This window comes from Candidatus Enterococcus huntleyi (assembly GCF_009933175.1).
Lineage (GTDB): Bacteria > Bacillota > Bacilli > Lactobacillales > Enterococcaceae > Enterococcus_K > Enterococcus_K huntleyi.
In genome coordinates this window covers 114,399-128,802 of record NZ_MAEJ01000030.1, presented here as the reverse complement: position 1 = coordinate 128,802, position 14,404 = coordinate 114,399, and the positions used below count along the sequence as shown (strand labels likewise).

Genomic DNA, 14,404 nt, shown 5'->3' with positions numbered 1-14,404 from the left:
GGAGGTGTACAGAAATGAAAAAGGCACATAAAATCAGAGTTTACCCGAATCATCGGCAAGAAATTCAACTTCAGAAAACATTTGGTTGTGTACGGTTCTACTGGAACTTTTTGTTAGACCAACGCATAACAAATTACAAAATGAAGGAAGAAAATGCTGAGTATAAAGAAGATAAGACAACGTATGCTGCGTTAAAGAAATTAGAGGAATATGCATGGCTAAAAGAAGTTGAAGCACAACCCTTAAGCCAAACGAATATGGACTTGAACAAAGCATACAACAATACATTCAAATCTAATTTTGGCTTTCCTAAATTTAAGAGTAAGAAGTATTCTAAAAAGTCTTATCGTACAGCTGCTGGCATGAAAGTAAATAACAATTACTTTTACATATCAAAAGTTGGTTGGGTAAAAATGGCTGAGACATTACGTTTCAACGGCAAACTGATGAATGTAACGATTAGTCAGTCAAAGTCTGGGAAGTATTTTGCGACATTTTTAGTTGATACTGAAAATTTTAAAAAAGAACCAGTGACTGACACAATCGGCCTTGATTTAGGGCTTACTCATTTCTGTATAACCTCCACAGGTGAAAAGATAGATAATAAAAATTTCTATCGTTCACTGGGAAAATGTTTAGTGGCAGAACAACGCAAACTATCAAGACGCTTAGAGGTAGCTAAAAAGCACAATCGGAAATTAGATGAATGCAAGAACTATCAAAAGCAAAAATTGAAAGTAGCGCGTGTTCATGAAAAGATTTCTAACCAAAGAAGTGACTTTTTACATAAATTGTCTTCACGCCTAACTGACGAAAACCAAGTCATCTGTGTCGAAGATTTAAATGTAAAAGGAATGGTTAAAAATCATAAATTAGCTAAATCAATCGTCGATGTATCTTGGAGTGAATTTGTACGACAATTAGCTTACAAGTGTGAATGGAAAGGTCGAAAGTTAGTGAAAATTGACCGATTCTATCCTAGTTCGCAGATATGTTCTTCTTGTAGTCATAAGGATGGCAAGAAAGCGTTGGACATTCGTGAATGGACTTGTAGTAATTGTGGCACACATCATGATCGAGATATAAACGCAAGTATAAACATTAGAACCGAAGGACTTTCGGGGATAGCTTAGTAAATTTGCATCCGTTAGGATGTATTACCTAAGAACCCCACGACTTTAGTCGTGTGGAGTGTCAGAACATTGGTTTGAAAGGAGATGCCAGTTCTACTTGTACCAGACCTTCTAGTAGAATGGTAAGCGTAGGACAATCTTGTGAAATGAAACATTTCACTCCCTTATATGTCCCTAGCCTAATGAATCACAGTGGAATGAGTAAGGTTGAATTTTGGATGGTAGTGTTAACAAACATTATCTTAATCCTAACGATAGTTCATCTATCGTTGGCGATTATTGAAAAAATAAAAAACTTAAAGGACTAGTCCTTTAAGCTACGCTAAATCCATTGCCGAAACAATTTTGTAAGAGGTGTACCAGCACCTTTTACCTACACTTATATTATAGCAAGTTTATCTCACTTAGTCAAAATAAGAATTTTTTGCGTATTCCTACAGCCACCTATGACTTAGTAGTATTTTCTAAAACCTCATCTATCATTTTAACCTTCGCATCAATTATACTCATTTCATTACAGATATAAAATATACCAAACTTTTCCGCTCATCTATCATCATCTTAAGACAATCCTTAGACAATGACTCTAAACATGATTTCGAAATGCTCTTACTGTTCTCGAATTTACGTTTATTACTTCACTAATGTTTTTGGACAAATGAAAGGTGCTAGAAAGCTTATCACTAAAAGTTTTCTAGCACCCTTATTTTTTATAATCTCATTTATATATAGTCTAAATGTACCCCAGTTTATTTATACATTTCTTCAATGCTTTTTAAAACATTTCCCATTCTATCAAGTCGTGTAACCTGGCCGTCTTTACCGATAATGAATTTTCCTCTAGCGGCTCCTCTTGAATCGTAGAATAAATCAAACGAGCCGTCTGGTAATTGCCCTTCATATATGAATGAGCCTTCCCAAATTGGCGCATGTTCTTTTACATAGTTTTCAGCATATTCTAAAACAGTCTCTTCAGTAATGACTAATTTCTCAGCCTCAACAGGTTCATTCTCTGTATCATTTGAGTCAACTCTGTAGTAAAACTGCTCTTCTGGTACAGAAGTGGGATTACTTTGGGTAATAACAGCGACTATTCTCTCTTTATTTACATCCGAGCCTTGAGACTCATCGACGACACCCACTGGTACAAATGAAACGCATAACATCGCCATTGGGATGTTCCCTCTCAATATAAGAAATCCGCTATAAAAATATCCAGTTAGTTCCTGACCATAAGAATCAATTTCCCCTTCTATCCATTCTTGTTTAGCAGGGTTTCCTTCCGCATCATTTTTAGAAGGAATATCAATTGTTAATTCTTTAATGGTAGCTGGTATAGGCTCATTAGATCCTGTATGAATGCCAGCTATTTCAATCGTATTTTGAGTAACTTCAATTATTTGGCCATTCCCATTTTTCCATGTTCCATTGACGCTCGAGTAATTTCCAGATTCAATTTCTTTTAAATTCATTCCAGAAGTTTCTTTCTGCGCACTCTCGCGTTCTTCTTTTTCCTTGTTTTCTTTATCTTCTGCTTCTTTCTTGGCTTTTTCTTCAGCAGATTTTTTGTCCAACTCTTTCATTCTATCTTCATATTTCTTTTTTAACTCATTAATCTCATCTGCTTTATTTTCTATTTCTTTTTCAGTATAGACAACCTCTTTTTGTTCGTGAATCGTTTGTAAAACATCCGTCAAAGCTTGATCTTTTTTCTGCAAACTATCTTGTTTTTCTTTGTCTATCTCTTCTGACGTATTGGCTTTAATTATGGTATCATTCTCATTTTTAAACCACTCTTGTGTCGATTTGATACTCTGATCATACGATCGAATAACCGCTTTATCTTTTTCCTGACCTTGTTTATATTCATCTAGCGCCTTTTGTGTCTCTTTTAGTAATTCCAATTTTTTAGTACTATCTTTTTCTTCCGACATCACTGTAGACTCTTTTTCTACCTTAGCGATTATCTTTTCAATCTTTGCGTTATACACCTTTTCTTTCTGGCTACTGTCATACTTTATGTATCCAAAAACACCCACCACCAAAACAATAACTACTACAACCGCTACACCAATTTTCTTTTTCATTCTTCTCATGATTCCCCAGTAACTATAGGTGTAAATTCAATCTAACCTGATTAATTATCCTATAAAAATGCGGAAATCTCCCTCCTTTTTCTTTTAAAATAATCACTTAGCAACTGAGTAACTCTATTTACTCAAGGTTACCAACCATTAATAATAACAACTATTATTATATAAGTAATCCTCTGTTTTGTATATAACATGACCCACTCTACAAAATCCTACTGACTAGCCGACTTGCTTCTTATAAATAGAAAGAATTAGTGGGAATAAATTAAAATAGGAACCTCACGGAAAATAAATCATCCGAAAGGTTCCTATTTAAAAGGTGCGGAAGATCAAGTAAATCTCACGTTTACTGTTCCTCTAATACTTCAAGAAATTCTGCAGGAATGCTATCTGCTAGCCAAACCTTCTCATTTCCCAAATAAAAAGTTGTTCCTTTTGCTCTAGCATTTTCTGTATTCACCGATAAAATAATCGGCTGTTTATCTTTTCTTGTTCCTACTAAATTCGCTGTCTCTATATCTTCAGACAAATGAACATATTGTCGAGACATCGGATACAACCCTTGTTTCTCAATCTCAGGTAAAAAATCATGCGCAGTTCCATGATAAAGAATTTTAGGAGGGATTGCTTCCTCCTTCACTATTTTCATGGGGATGGAGTGCCCGTACAACGCTCTAATAGCATCTCCTTCAATTTCATGTCTCTTCTTTTCAGACTTTTCAATCATCATTTCTAAATCACTAACTTCTACAGACTGCCATTCAGCAATTTGGTGCTAGGCTTGTAGCAATTGATCAATCGGTACCCAACCATTTTTATCTAATTCCAATTCATATTCCCATGGTGCATGACGTAATGCATAAGAAACTTCTTTACTCAATTTTGTATAATTTATTTTATTCGACATTTCCTTACCCCTTATTCTGTTCAACTATTCGTCTAGTAGCTTATTCGAAAGCTCCTTTATTCTGACAAAATTAGCACTCAAAACAGTTCATTCACTTAATGATTCATCTTTTGACTGATAATATTTTTTGTTGAATTTATCTTTTCTTGTTAACCCTAAAAAAGAAACTATGAAGGCATTACTTCCTAAAATCAAAGCTAGTGGGACATAAAATCTTTTTTTGTTATACCATTTTACTTTCATTCTAATTACCTCATCTCTCTATTTGGTTTTATAATAGTAGTTTATCAAATTAAAGCAGATTTGAATAGTTTGGATCAAACTGTAAACTTTTCGGTGGAAGGAATTCCGGATGCGGCATATAGCTTCAGACAAAAAATGCCAGAAAGCTTCTTATCCAAAGCTTCCTGGCATCCGTATTGGTTCTGATTTATTTACTAATGTTGAGCTCTCACCCAACATCCTGATAAGTTTTTATTTCGGTGTCACATCTTCCCCAAACCATTTGTCAGAGATTTCAGCGAACTTGCCATTTTCTTGTAATTTTTTGAATTCTTCGTTGATTTTGTCAACCAATGTTTTATCTGATTTTCTAGCACCCACCGCGAAGGCTTCATCTTTGTACTCGCCATCGATAATTTCGTAGTCAGCAATTTTGCCATTTTGCGTCAAGTAGTAATTTGCATACACTTTATCGATCAATAAGCCATCGATTCGTTTGCTTTCTAGATCGATGAAGGCTTCACTAAAGCTCGCATATAACACCGCATCTTGGTCAGCAACTAGGTCTTTCAAGACTTCCGGTTGGTTAGAAAAAGATTCATAGCCAGAAGAGCCTTCCTGTGCCCCTAATTTCTTGTCCTTCATGTCTTTAAATGATTTGATATCATCAGATTTTGCAGCAACTAAAACTTGTTGATTCTTCATATATGAATCAGTAAACAAGACTTTTTTCTCACGTGCTGGGTTAACCGAATAGCCATTCCAGATTAAATCAATCGTGCCATTGTCTAATTCTGTTTCCTTCATTGACCAGTCGATCGATTGGAATTCCACTTCAATATCGTAGTCCGCAAAGACCGCATTCGCTAAATCTACGTCAAAACCAGTGATTTCGCCAGCTTCATCCTTGAAGCCCATCGGTACGAAGGTATCATCTAATCCTACGATGACTTTCTTATTTTTCTCAATCGTTGCCCACGCATCTTTTGAATCTCCTGCTGCCTCAGATTTTTTATCTTTGGCTCCACCACAGGCTCCTAATACTAAAACACTTGCCAATACAACTAAACTCATCCCGAATTTTTTCATTTTTGTTTCCTCCATTATCTTCTTTTTTTATTTTGGTGCAACTTCTAACAATTGATCTGCAATCGCTTTGGCAAAAGTCAGATCATGTGTGACAACAATCTGGGTAACTCCTTCATTTTTTAAGGATAAAATCAGGCCTTGCACCTGTTGTCTCAATTCTGGATCTAACGCACTTGTCGGCTCATCATAAGCCAGTACACTAGGATTCATCGCCAGCGCCCTGGCAATCGCTACCCGCTGTTTTTGTCCACCGGATAGTTGAAATGGGTAACTCGCTAGTAATTCGCTAATGCCCAACGTCTGAGCTAGCTCCTGTACCTTCGCCGTATACTCTTCCTTCGTTTGTTTCAAAACCATCTTCGGTGCCAAAGTAATATTGTCAAAGACACTCAGATGTGGGAACAATTGGAAATCCTGAAACACCACGCCAACGACTTGTTCATGCTCCGTCGTTTCCGTTGGATTAAAGGCTGTCCCATTTACAAGGAACGTGCCGCTATCGACTGTTTCTAGCCCTGCCAATGTCCGAAGCAAGGTGGTTTTCCCACCACCAGAAGGTCCGACAATTGCTAGAATCTCGCCATCCGGAATCGTCAAATTCAAATCTTGAATGACTTCTTTACTACCAAACTTCTTGTTAATATTCTTTAATTCAATCATGTCTAATCCCTCCTAGCGATAATAGTTTAATTTGTTTTCAATTTGCTTCATAACCAAGGTGAAGATTCCGGTCATCAATAAATAGATCAGCGCCACGCCGAACAATGGTAGTAAAGTCGCATCTCGCTCCATCGCAATTTTACCCGCTCTCATCAAATCGCCTAAGCCTAAGATGTAAACCAATGAGGAATCCTTCACCAAGTTGATGACTTCATTCCCAATTGACGGTAAAACAATTTTGAAAACTTGCGGAATCACAATCTTGCGAATCGTTTGAATCGGGCGTAAGCGTAACACTTTCGCTGCTTCATATTGGCCCTCTGGAATCGATTGTAAGCCACCCCTAAAGATTTCCGCGAAGTAAGCCGCATAATTTAATATAAAGGCAATCACTGCTGCATCGAATCGATCAAAAACGATGCCGACTTTTGGTAAACCATAGAAAAAGAAAATTAATTGCAGTAACAGCGGCGTTCCTCGTAAAACCCAGACATAAGCCTGCAAGAGATAATTTAGCGGCTTAAACGGAATTGATAACAATAAAGCCAAGACAATTCCTAACGGCAGCGAACCTAATAAGGTAAACGCGAATAATTTAATCGTTGTTAACGATCCTATCAAAAGTTGGGGCATAACATTTACTACATAATCCATTTCTTTCTCCTCCTATTAAAAAACAAAAATCGCCCTCTCAGCCTAAGCCAAGAGGACGTCATCAAACGTGGTTCCACCTCAATTTGTTTTTCTCTTGCAAGAAAAACCTCTAGCAGTCAATATGTGTGTCCAGGAAAAGGAGAGTAATAAAAAAGTCCTTCAGTCAGAAGACTAAAGGACGTTATTCACGTGGTTCCACCTTTTATTCGTTAGTACTTTGCAGTAGCTAACCTTACCTGGTCATCATTCAATGACCGCAGCTGTAACGGGCTTCCCGGATTTCCCTACTTTTATTTTCAGAAAATCGACTCCAAGATGTGTTTCACAACCTACCGCTATCTCTTCCCACCAACCAGAGACTCTCTTTAAGCTTTCGTCTGTTACTTGTCTTTTCGATGTCAATTTGTTAAGTTGTATATTAATTTACGCTACTATCGATTCTTTGTCAACACTTTTTCTCATCTTTTTTTCATTTTTCTATTTTTACCCTTATTTATTACAGCCAAATCCCATTTTGACAAGCTATTTCGAGAGACGATCTCCTGATTTATACAAATGATTCCCGCTCACTACTAGCCAATAGCATTTTTGGTAGCCTATTCCAAAATAGTAAGGTATGCTATTACTATTAATTACGTGAGGAGCCTGTCACTATGAATCGCTTTTTTTCAACCTCAGATGAATCACCCATTCTTGTACGATTAGCAAAATACTTTTTATTATCTGTTACCGCACTGTTCTTTCTCGGCATTGCCATCATCAGCCTATTCTACTTCAATGCAGGTTATCTACCCTTCGAACTAACGATTATCGGCTCCGTGCTGCTTGTTTTGATTACACTGCTTGGTGTCTTGCTACTCGGTTTTCTACTCATTCAACTTCGATCAAAAATTCATTCAGTAGCCCTGTTATTAGGCGTCGCCTTTCTACTAAGACTACTTTGGATTCTACTCGTTCAAACTGAACCCGAGCAAGATTTTTTAAAGATGTATCAAGCAGCCCTACGTTTTTCTGAAGGTGATTTTGGCTTTATGACGGATAGCCGTTACTTTGTAGTTTCTCCCTATCAGCTAGGCTTTGTTCTATATGAAGGACTCCTAATCAAGATTATTGGCCCTAGCGTCATCGGTTTAAAATTGATCAACGTCATCGTCAGCACAGTCACCGTTTATATGACCTATATCATTGGCCAGCGAATTTTCGATAAAAAAGTGGCCTTACTCTCTGGCTGGTTTGTCGCGCTATATATTCCAAATATTGTCTTGACCTCTGTCTTAACCAATCAAATTATCGCCTTATTTATTTTTCTAGCAGCCATCTATCTATTCTTACGCAATAATCGTTGGTTTCCAGTCGTAGGATTCTTATTATTTATTGGCAATCTGACTCGCCCGCTGGCTTCTATCCTACTGATTGCCTTTCTGCTGTATGGCTTATTTTTCCAATTACCCTCGCAGAAAAAGAAGCTCACTTATCTGATACTCTTAGCAACCATTCCGTTAACATTCTTTGTCAGTGGCAAACTAACGGATCAAGTTTTACTCGCTAGCGATATCACAGAAGTCCCGATTTCAACAGTCAATCCATATTGGAAATTAGCCCTCGGCTTAAACTTAGAAACAGAAGGCCATTGGAATCGCGAAGATTATCAAACCGTAAATACCCTTGAAACACAAGTACAGCGTGACGCTGCAGCAAAAAAATTAATTCATCAGCGTACCAAAAATCCAGGTGATTTAGCCAAACTTATGGTCAAGAAATTTAAGCGCATGTGGAATGACTTCGACTCCTCAATCTCCTGGGCAACCGATTTTAAAGAACATTTTTTACTCAAAAAACTTTTACTCTTTCTAGGGCAAAAAATTCAATATTATTTTCTAATTTTAGGCGCATTCTTTTTTATTCTCAAGCCTAGTAATAAAAAAGCCGCTCTCTTTCTCCTATTAATTATCATTTTCGGCTACGCCTTAGTCCATCAAATCGTTGAGATTCAGACACGCTATCGCTACTTTATTACGCCATTCGTCGCACTACTCTCTGCAGGATTCTGGCTAAGCTACACACCAGGCAATCTCTGGCAATCCCTGCGCAGTAAGAATTCTGATCAGCTAGCCAAAGAAGCTGATCAACCTTAAACAGCTGACACAGAATATATAATCCAATAAATTGATTAAGAGTATAGTCACTAACATAACCATACTCCTAATCAATTTATTTTTGTGTTTTTCTTTGTATTTGACTTTACGTTTAGACCCCAGTTTTTCTTAGTAGGTCCCGCGACTGCTGCCTGCCCCTTACGTCTCTCATCCACTTGTCGATTCGTCCTTCATTTCGTCATGGCAACTGTTCGCCGTGAATCGACAATCAGTTGGATATCTGACAGAATCATTTCTTCCAACAAATGAATTTTTTCAGTCAGTTCTCCCGATTTAATCAATACAGAAATCATCCCTTGCATCCGTGAAAAGAGGATTTGTTTCTCATAACTCCTTAACTGATACTCTTTTGATAAGCAATCTTCAAAAAATCGATATAAGAATACTTCTGATTGTGTTTGCATCCGTTGATCTGCAGTAAGCACAAAGTATAATTCTTTTTCTTCTTGAATAAATCGACTATAATTCGTTAAAAAATCTTGCATTGTTTCGATCGCTTGAAAATGTTTCCCTTGAATATCCCTAAAAATCTGTTCACTTAATAGCTCTTTTACTTCTTCAATATTTTGAAAAGAGAGATAAATAGGTTGTGTAGAAATCCCTAACTCGTGCGCCAAGCCTCTCGACGTGACACTGTCCACCCCTTTTTTCAATGCCAAACGGTACGCTCCTTTTAGAATGAACGCTGCGTCATATTTTTGATGTCTCATGTGTTCCTCCTTGTCTCCCTCAGTCCAGTTGATCCATTCATGCCATCTAACAATCGCCGAAACAAGTCGCTTTTGTTTTTCTTTTTGCTGTTTGCTTCGCTCGTTTTTTTGTCCACAGGGGAATTATCAGGTTTTTCTTCTGATTTATTTTCAGATTCTTTTTCAGATTTTTTCCCTAACGTGTTCCTCTTAGTGTTCTCTGCTTGAATTCCCTGATTCTTTTGCTCAGCCTTTTCACTATCTTTTTGAAGACCTTGCTCATCACTAGGTTCTGCTTTGACAGAATTCATAGAATCTACAGCTACTTGCTCCTCAGAACTCTGGATTGATTTCCCACTGTTCTTCTCATCCGTTTGCTTCTTATAACTCGTATGATTAACTTTCTGGTGCTTCGGTCCCACGTGATAACTATCTTTCTCCGCATATTTATAGAATCGAGCACCCACAATTTTGTCTGCTGACCGCTCTTCTTTCATATGCCAATAGCCATAGATAATTAAGGTTCCCTCTTTCATATGTACTTTCAGGGTTGTATCGTAGGACTCCTTCATCGGGTCAAATCGGATGTCAATTTTTTCTAACTCCAGTACCCGCTCATAAATCTTCTTTACGTTATCACGAGAAATACTGACGCCTTTATTTTTATCTATTTTTGAATAGAGATCCCAAAAACCCATTTGTAACCCGAATGATTTTTGAAAATTACTCGGTTGAATAGGTTCTTCAGATAGGTTTTTTTTCTTAAATAATTTCATAGCCAGCTATCCTTTATCATTTGTCATTTTGTTTGAACACCTGAAATAATTCGTTCTCATAAATTCTCTGCTTGTCTGCTTTTTAATCTACAACTGAACAATGCTTCTTGATGTTAATAAGCAGCATTTCGCGTCTGAACGTCTCAGATAGACAACGAATCCAACTATTTACGGGAAGTTCAAACGTCCTATTCTACTTTTACAAGTAAACTCATTTCATTCGATGGTTTGTATTCCTCACTTACTACGAAAAAGGTGGATAAATTCACAAATTTTGTGTTGGTCACTTTCTTCATGATATTTTAGTGTGTAGAGAAACAGAAACAAGGGTTCTCCTGTTTCTCTATCTATCCCGACTCAGAAAGAAACAATCACTTATCTGTCCCTTTATAGGGCTTATTTTAAACTTTCTCACCCTTTGACCTAATCAATTTCTTCCTTATCTAGGCTACCAACTTGAACCAACTTCTCAATCTTAAATTGAAGATCATCGTAAATTTCTGCGACATTTTTTCGAGACTCATTTACTTCTACAGATATTTTTTTGACCTTATGACTGATTTTCTCTAATGCCATCTCCGCGGAATTCATCATTCGTTTAGCATCTGCTTCCGCCTCTTCCACTGTACGTTTTGCTTGTTTCTTAGCGGAAACCAAGACTTCGCCAATCTCCTGTTGAGAATGACCGACTTCAAGTTGTAATTCCTCATTGCGTTTTTTCAATTCCTGAATCTCTTTCTCAGCCTTCATTAATTGATTCGTCCCATCGGAACTATCCAAAATTGATGCGCGCGTTTCTTCTAAAATCCGCGTCTTTTCTTCATAGCGTTGTTTCCACTCTTTGATTTGTGCATCTGCTGCTTCCATTCGCTCATTGTACAACTGACGATCCTGGTTAGATTCTTGAACTGCCTTGGCCAGCTTCTTTTTCTCTATTTGTTCTTTTCTGACAAGCTCGTTTTTTTCTTCAATCACTGTCTTTGACTCTTCAATCAATCGTTTGTATTGCGACAATTGGTGTAAGACTTTTTCTTTTGCCTTTTTTTCCTCTTCGTAGTCAGAACCCAACTTTTCATAGTTGATTTTAAGTGTAGCCAATCCAGTATCTGAGCCATTTTTTGCTTCTTCCAACGCGGTTTTTAGTGCTGTCTTCTCGTTGATTAATTCAGCAACTTGCGCTTCCAATTTCTTTTTTTCAGTCTTCGTTTCTAACAGCGCTTCTTGTAAACCTGCCAATTTTGATGTCTCTTCCGGATTCTCTTTTTCTTCAGGAACTTCTTCTATAAACAGTTCATCCGGTAATTCATTGATTTCTTCGATGATGTTTTTATTAAAAAACCAGCCATCTTTCTTTTTTTCCATACATAAACGCCCTTTCTCAATTACTCTTTAGCTTTCTTTTGGATCAAAAAGTTGACTGACTTTCTTCTCTAACACATCGTAGATTTCTGAGACTGTCTGACGAGACTCTCTGATTTCATAAGAAATTTGTTTGGCTTGACTAGAAATCTGTTCTGCTTCAATTTTTGCCGCACGAATCATCTGATTCGCTTCTAATTTTGCATCATCGACAAATTTTTGTGCTTGTTTCTTAGCGACAATTAAGACTTCACCAATCCCTTGTTTTGCTTGATTTAACTCATTGTTCAGCGCGTCATTAACTTTGATTAACTCTTCCACCTGACGCTCTAACTGAAGATAGCGCTCTTGATTCTTACTACTTCTCGCTTCTTGTTCATGATATCCCTCAATTTGACTCGCTTGTTGAGCTAATGCATCTTTCAGTTGCGCCACTTGTTCTTGTTCTTCTTTCAGTTGGCAACTTAAGTGTGCAAATTCATCATGCGTCGCCTGTAACCCTTCATGGAGTGATTCTTTTTCTTCTTCCTTTTGTGCCAATAACTGCTCTTTTTCAGTTACAACTTTTTGTGTTGCTACTAGTTCCGCTTCCACTTCTTTCAATTTGCTTGCTAGATTTTCATGATTTGCCTCTTTCACTTCTAGTTGCGCAGATAAAGCAGGCACTTTTTGTTTCAGTTCTTCATAGGTAGTTTGAGCTTCTTTTATTTGACCTAACAATTGCTCTTCGCGCGCCATGTAATTCCGTTTACTTTCTTGCAATAAACGATTTTCTTCTTTTAATTCTGTCAGTTTACTCTCGTAGTCTTGTTGTGTTGCTACCAAGGTATCTAAGGAAACTGTTGGATCTTTCATTGCATCTTCCTTCATCTTTCTTAACTCTGAACGTAAACGCGCTAATTCTTGATTCAGGGCTTCTTGTTTTTCTTCAGTCTCGGTCAACATCACAAAATCTGTTTCTCGATTAATTGGAATGACTTTATCTTCATTGATTACAAGCTTCTGTTTTTCACTCTTGTCTTCTTTGCTTTCAGCTTCTTCCACTCCATCTTTTTCATCCAGGAAATCGGCATCAGACAACTCATTAATTTCGTCTAAAATATTTTTCGTGAAAAACCATCCTTCACGCTTCTTTTCCGCCATTCGTCGTTCCTTCTTTCCATCAGTTATTTTATTACTAATTATTTCTAGCTGTTTTAACTAGTTTTCTTCATCATTCTCTTTTCCAGAGACTAACTGGAAGTCCTCAGTCCCTGTTCGTGTGTATTGCCACTGTTCGGTTTCTTGGGTTTTCCCATCTGCCCGTAATACCGTTTGGAAAGTAACTTCCTTCAGCTCTTTCACTGCGGTCAGTTCATCCAGCATTTTCGTCACTAATTTATCCATCTCGATACCACCACGTTCTTCGTTTTGAATCGAGAGATAAATCGTATCGGTTGCTGCTTCTACTGTAATTAAAACGGTTGATAAGCCGATATACGGTGCGATTTTTTGGGACAAGGTCTGTTCCATTTCCCCTTGCAATTTACGATTATCCTTTTCCTTCACCAACGTCTCCCAGCCTTCGTTGGCTAGACCTAACCCTTTTTCAGGATACTCAAGTAAAGGTGTTTGTTGGATGAAGATTTTTTGTTCTGTTTTTAAGGTCATTAACTCTTCACTTGCTCGAGTCAATTGTTGGGTAATCTCTGTGTTTTTTTGTTGAATAGTCAACGTATAATAGAACAGGCAAAAGAGGAAAAAAGTCATGCCTAATCCCCAAAAAATCAGGTAATGGATGTGTTTTTCATTCTCTCGTTGCTTGATATACATTAACTTCTTTTTTGCAGGAACTGATGCTACATCGTCCACTGCCAGCTGTTTCAATTGAAACCTGACAATTGCTCGATAGCCTAGCAATCCTGTCAAAATCACTAAAAAAATGCCCCCAATCCAGGAAAAAAGCACAAGCATTTTTTTGCCTCCTATCTATTTGTCCATCTAATTCTCTAGTTTTCGGTGAACGAATCAGCCACCCTCTGACTAGTCTGTTCCCTTATTTTCTGTTCGATCTTTGGATACCAAAGACACATTTTAACGAATCCTTAGTATTGAAGGACAACTGTTCCCTCAATAGTTTTTGCTTCAACCCAACCAAAGACACGGCTGTCTTTTGAAACACCCAAATGATCACCTAAAACAAAATAACAATCCTTTGGAACCTCCGTCAGGCCACGCCATTCTCTTGCCCATGTTTCTGATATATCAACACTGTAGGTATTCAGAAACTTACCTGTGCCATCCAAATCAAAAACTAAGCGTGTGCCAGTCACAAAGATCGCATCGTTTGGTAGACCAATAATTCGTTTCACAAATTGATCGTCTTCCTCTGCCATCGAAAAAGAAATTAAATCGTAGCGTTGGATTTCTGCTCGTTTTGAAATAACAACTTTCTCGCCTTCTTTCAATGTCGGTTCCATTGACGAGCCCGACACAGGGTGAACCAAATAAGCCGTTAAAATCAGTTGGCGAAAAGCAAAGCCCAAGAGGAAAAGAGATACGGTGACAAAAACCATTTGCCAAAGTCTCTTATGCCAAATCGGATGCGTCGAATTCTTTATTTTTTGATTGTATGTTTTGTTTTTTTTGTATGTTTTGTTCATTTGATTTTTTTCATTTTTGTGTGA

13 protein-coding genes, 1 pseudogene and 1 other annotated feature are annotated in these 14,404 nt (G+C 37.5%); of the genes and pseudogenes, 2 read left to right on the top strand and 12 right to left on the bottom strand.

What is annotated here, in order from left to right; translation table 11 throughout:
* Positions 1–14: 14 nt before the first annotated feature.
* Complete coding sequence (locus BAU15_RS13120) at positions 15–1,133, top strand: RNA-guided endonuclease TnpB family protein (RefSeq protein WP_161843190.1); 1,119 nt, start codon at positions 15–17, stop codon at positions 1,131–1,133.
* Positions 1,134–1,882: 749 nt separating this feature from the next.
* Here BAU15_RS13120 and BAU15_RS13115 read toward each other — a convergent pair.
* From BAU15_RS13115 to BAU15_RS13095, 6 genes and pseudogenes are all read right to left on the bottom strand, one after another.
* Positions 1,883–3,220: a DUF6287 domain-containing protein gene (locus tag BAU15_RS13115; protein ID WP_161843189.1), complete on the bottom strand. Its 1,338-nt coding sequence runs from the start codon at positions 3,218–3,220 to the stop codon at positions 1,883–1,885.
* A 352-nt stretch (positions 3,221–3,572) separates the two neighbouring features.
* Positions 3,573–4,133: pseudogene (locus BAU15_RS13110) on the bottom strand (RNA 2'-phosphotransferase).
* Between the two features lie 87 nt (positions 4,134–4,220).
* On the bottom strand, positions 4,221–4,376 hold the full coding sequence (locus BAU15_RS15620; RefSeq protein ID WP_202622741.1) for a hypothetical protein: 156 nt from the start codon (positions 4,374–4,376) through the stop codon (positions 4,221–4,223).
* Positions 4,377–4,607: 231 nt separating this feature from the next.
* A complete protein-coding gene (locus tag BAU15_RS13105; protein ID WP_161843188.1) occupies positions 4,608–5,444 on the bottom strand; it encodes an amino acid ABC transporter substrate-binding protein in 837 nt (278 codons plus the stop codon).
* A gap of 27 nt (positions 5,445–5,471) precedes the next feature.
* Positions 5,472–6,104 carry an amino acid ABC transporter ATP-binding protein gene (locus BAU15_RS13100; RefSeq protein WP_161843187.1) on the bottom strand — a complete coding sequence of 211 codons (633 nt, stop codon included), beginning with the start codon at positions 6,102–6,104 and terminating at the stop codon, positions 5,472–5,474.
* Between the two features lie 12 nt (positions 6,105–6,116).
* The gene (locus BAU15_RS13095) at positions 6,117–6,758 is read right to left on the bottom strand and encodes an amino acid ABC transporter permease (protein WP_161843186.1); all 642 of its coding nucleotides are present in this window, start codon (positions 6,756–6,758) and stop codon (positions 6,117–6,119) included.
* A 171-nt stretch (positions 6,759–6,929) separates the two neighbouring features.
* Positions 6,930–7,163 (bottom strand) — a binding site (T-box leader).
* 248 nt (positions 7,164–7,411) lie between these two features.
* Between BAU15_RS13095 and BAU15_RS13090 the strand changes: the two genes are divergently transcribed.
* The gene (locus BAU15_RS13090; protein ID WP_161843185.1) at positions 7,412–8,893 is read left to right on the top strand and encodes an ArnT family glycosyltransferase; all 1,482 of its coding nucleotides are present in this window, start codon (positions 7,412–7,414) and stop codon (positions 8,891–8,893) included.
* Positions 8,894–9,084: 191 nt separating this feature from the next.
* Here BAU15_RS13090 and BAU15_RS13085 read toward each other — a convergent pair whose 3' ends face one another.
* The 6 genes from BAU15_RS13085 to lepB form a co-directional block, all read right to left on the bottom strand.
* Positions 9,085–9,624, bottom strand: a complete 540-nt coding sequence (locus BAU15_RS13085; RefSeq protein ID WP_161843184.1) for a TetR family transcriptional regulator — start codon at positions 9,622–9,624, stop codon at positions 9,085–9,087.
* The gene (locus tag BAU15_RS13080) at positions 9,621–10,379 is read right to left on the bottom strand and encodes a hypothetical protein (RefSeq protein WP_161843183.1); all 759 of its coding nucleotides are present in this window, start codon (positions 10,377–10,379) and stop codon (positions 9,621–9,623) included. Before BAU15_RS13080 ends, BAU15_RS13085 begins: the two co-directional genes overlap by 4 nt.
* Positions 10,380–10,802: 423 nt before the next feature.
* Positions 10,803–11,741, bottom strand: a complete 939-nt coding sequence (locus BAU15_RS13075; protein WP_161843182.1) for a coiled-coil domain-containing protein — start codon at positions 11,739–11,741, stop codon at positions 10,803–10,805.
* A gap of 27 nt (positions 11,742–11,768) precedes the next feature.
* On the bottom strand, positions 11,769–12,881 hold the full coding sequence (locus BAU15_RS13070) for a coiled-coil domain-containing protein (protein WP_161843181.1): 1,113 nt from the start codon (positions 12,879–12,881) through the stop codon (positions 11,769–11,771).
* Positions 12,882–12,938: 57 nt separating this feature from the next.
* On the bottom strand, positions 12,939–13,691 hold the full coding sequence (locus tag BAU15_RS13065) for a hypothetical protein (RefSeq protein ID WP_161843180.1): 753 nt from the start codon (positions 13,689–13,691) through the stop codon (positions 12,939–12,941).
* Positions 13,692–13,822: 131 nt separating this feature from the next.
* Entirely contained in the window at positions 13,823–14,380 is a 558-nt protein-coding gene (gene lepB, locus BAU15_RS13060; RefSeq protein ID WP_161843179.1) for a signal peptidase I, read from the bottom strand.
* Positions 14,381–14,404: the final 24 nt, after the last annotated feature.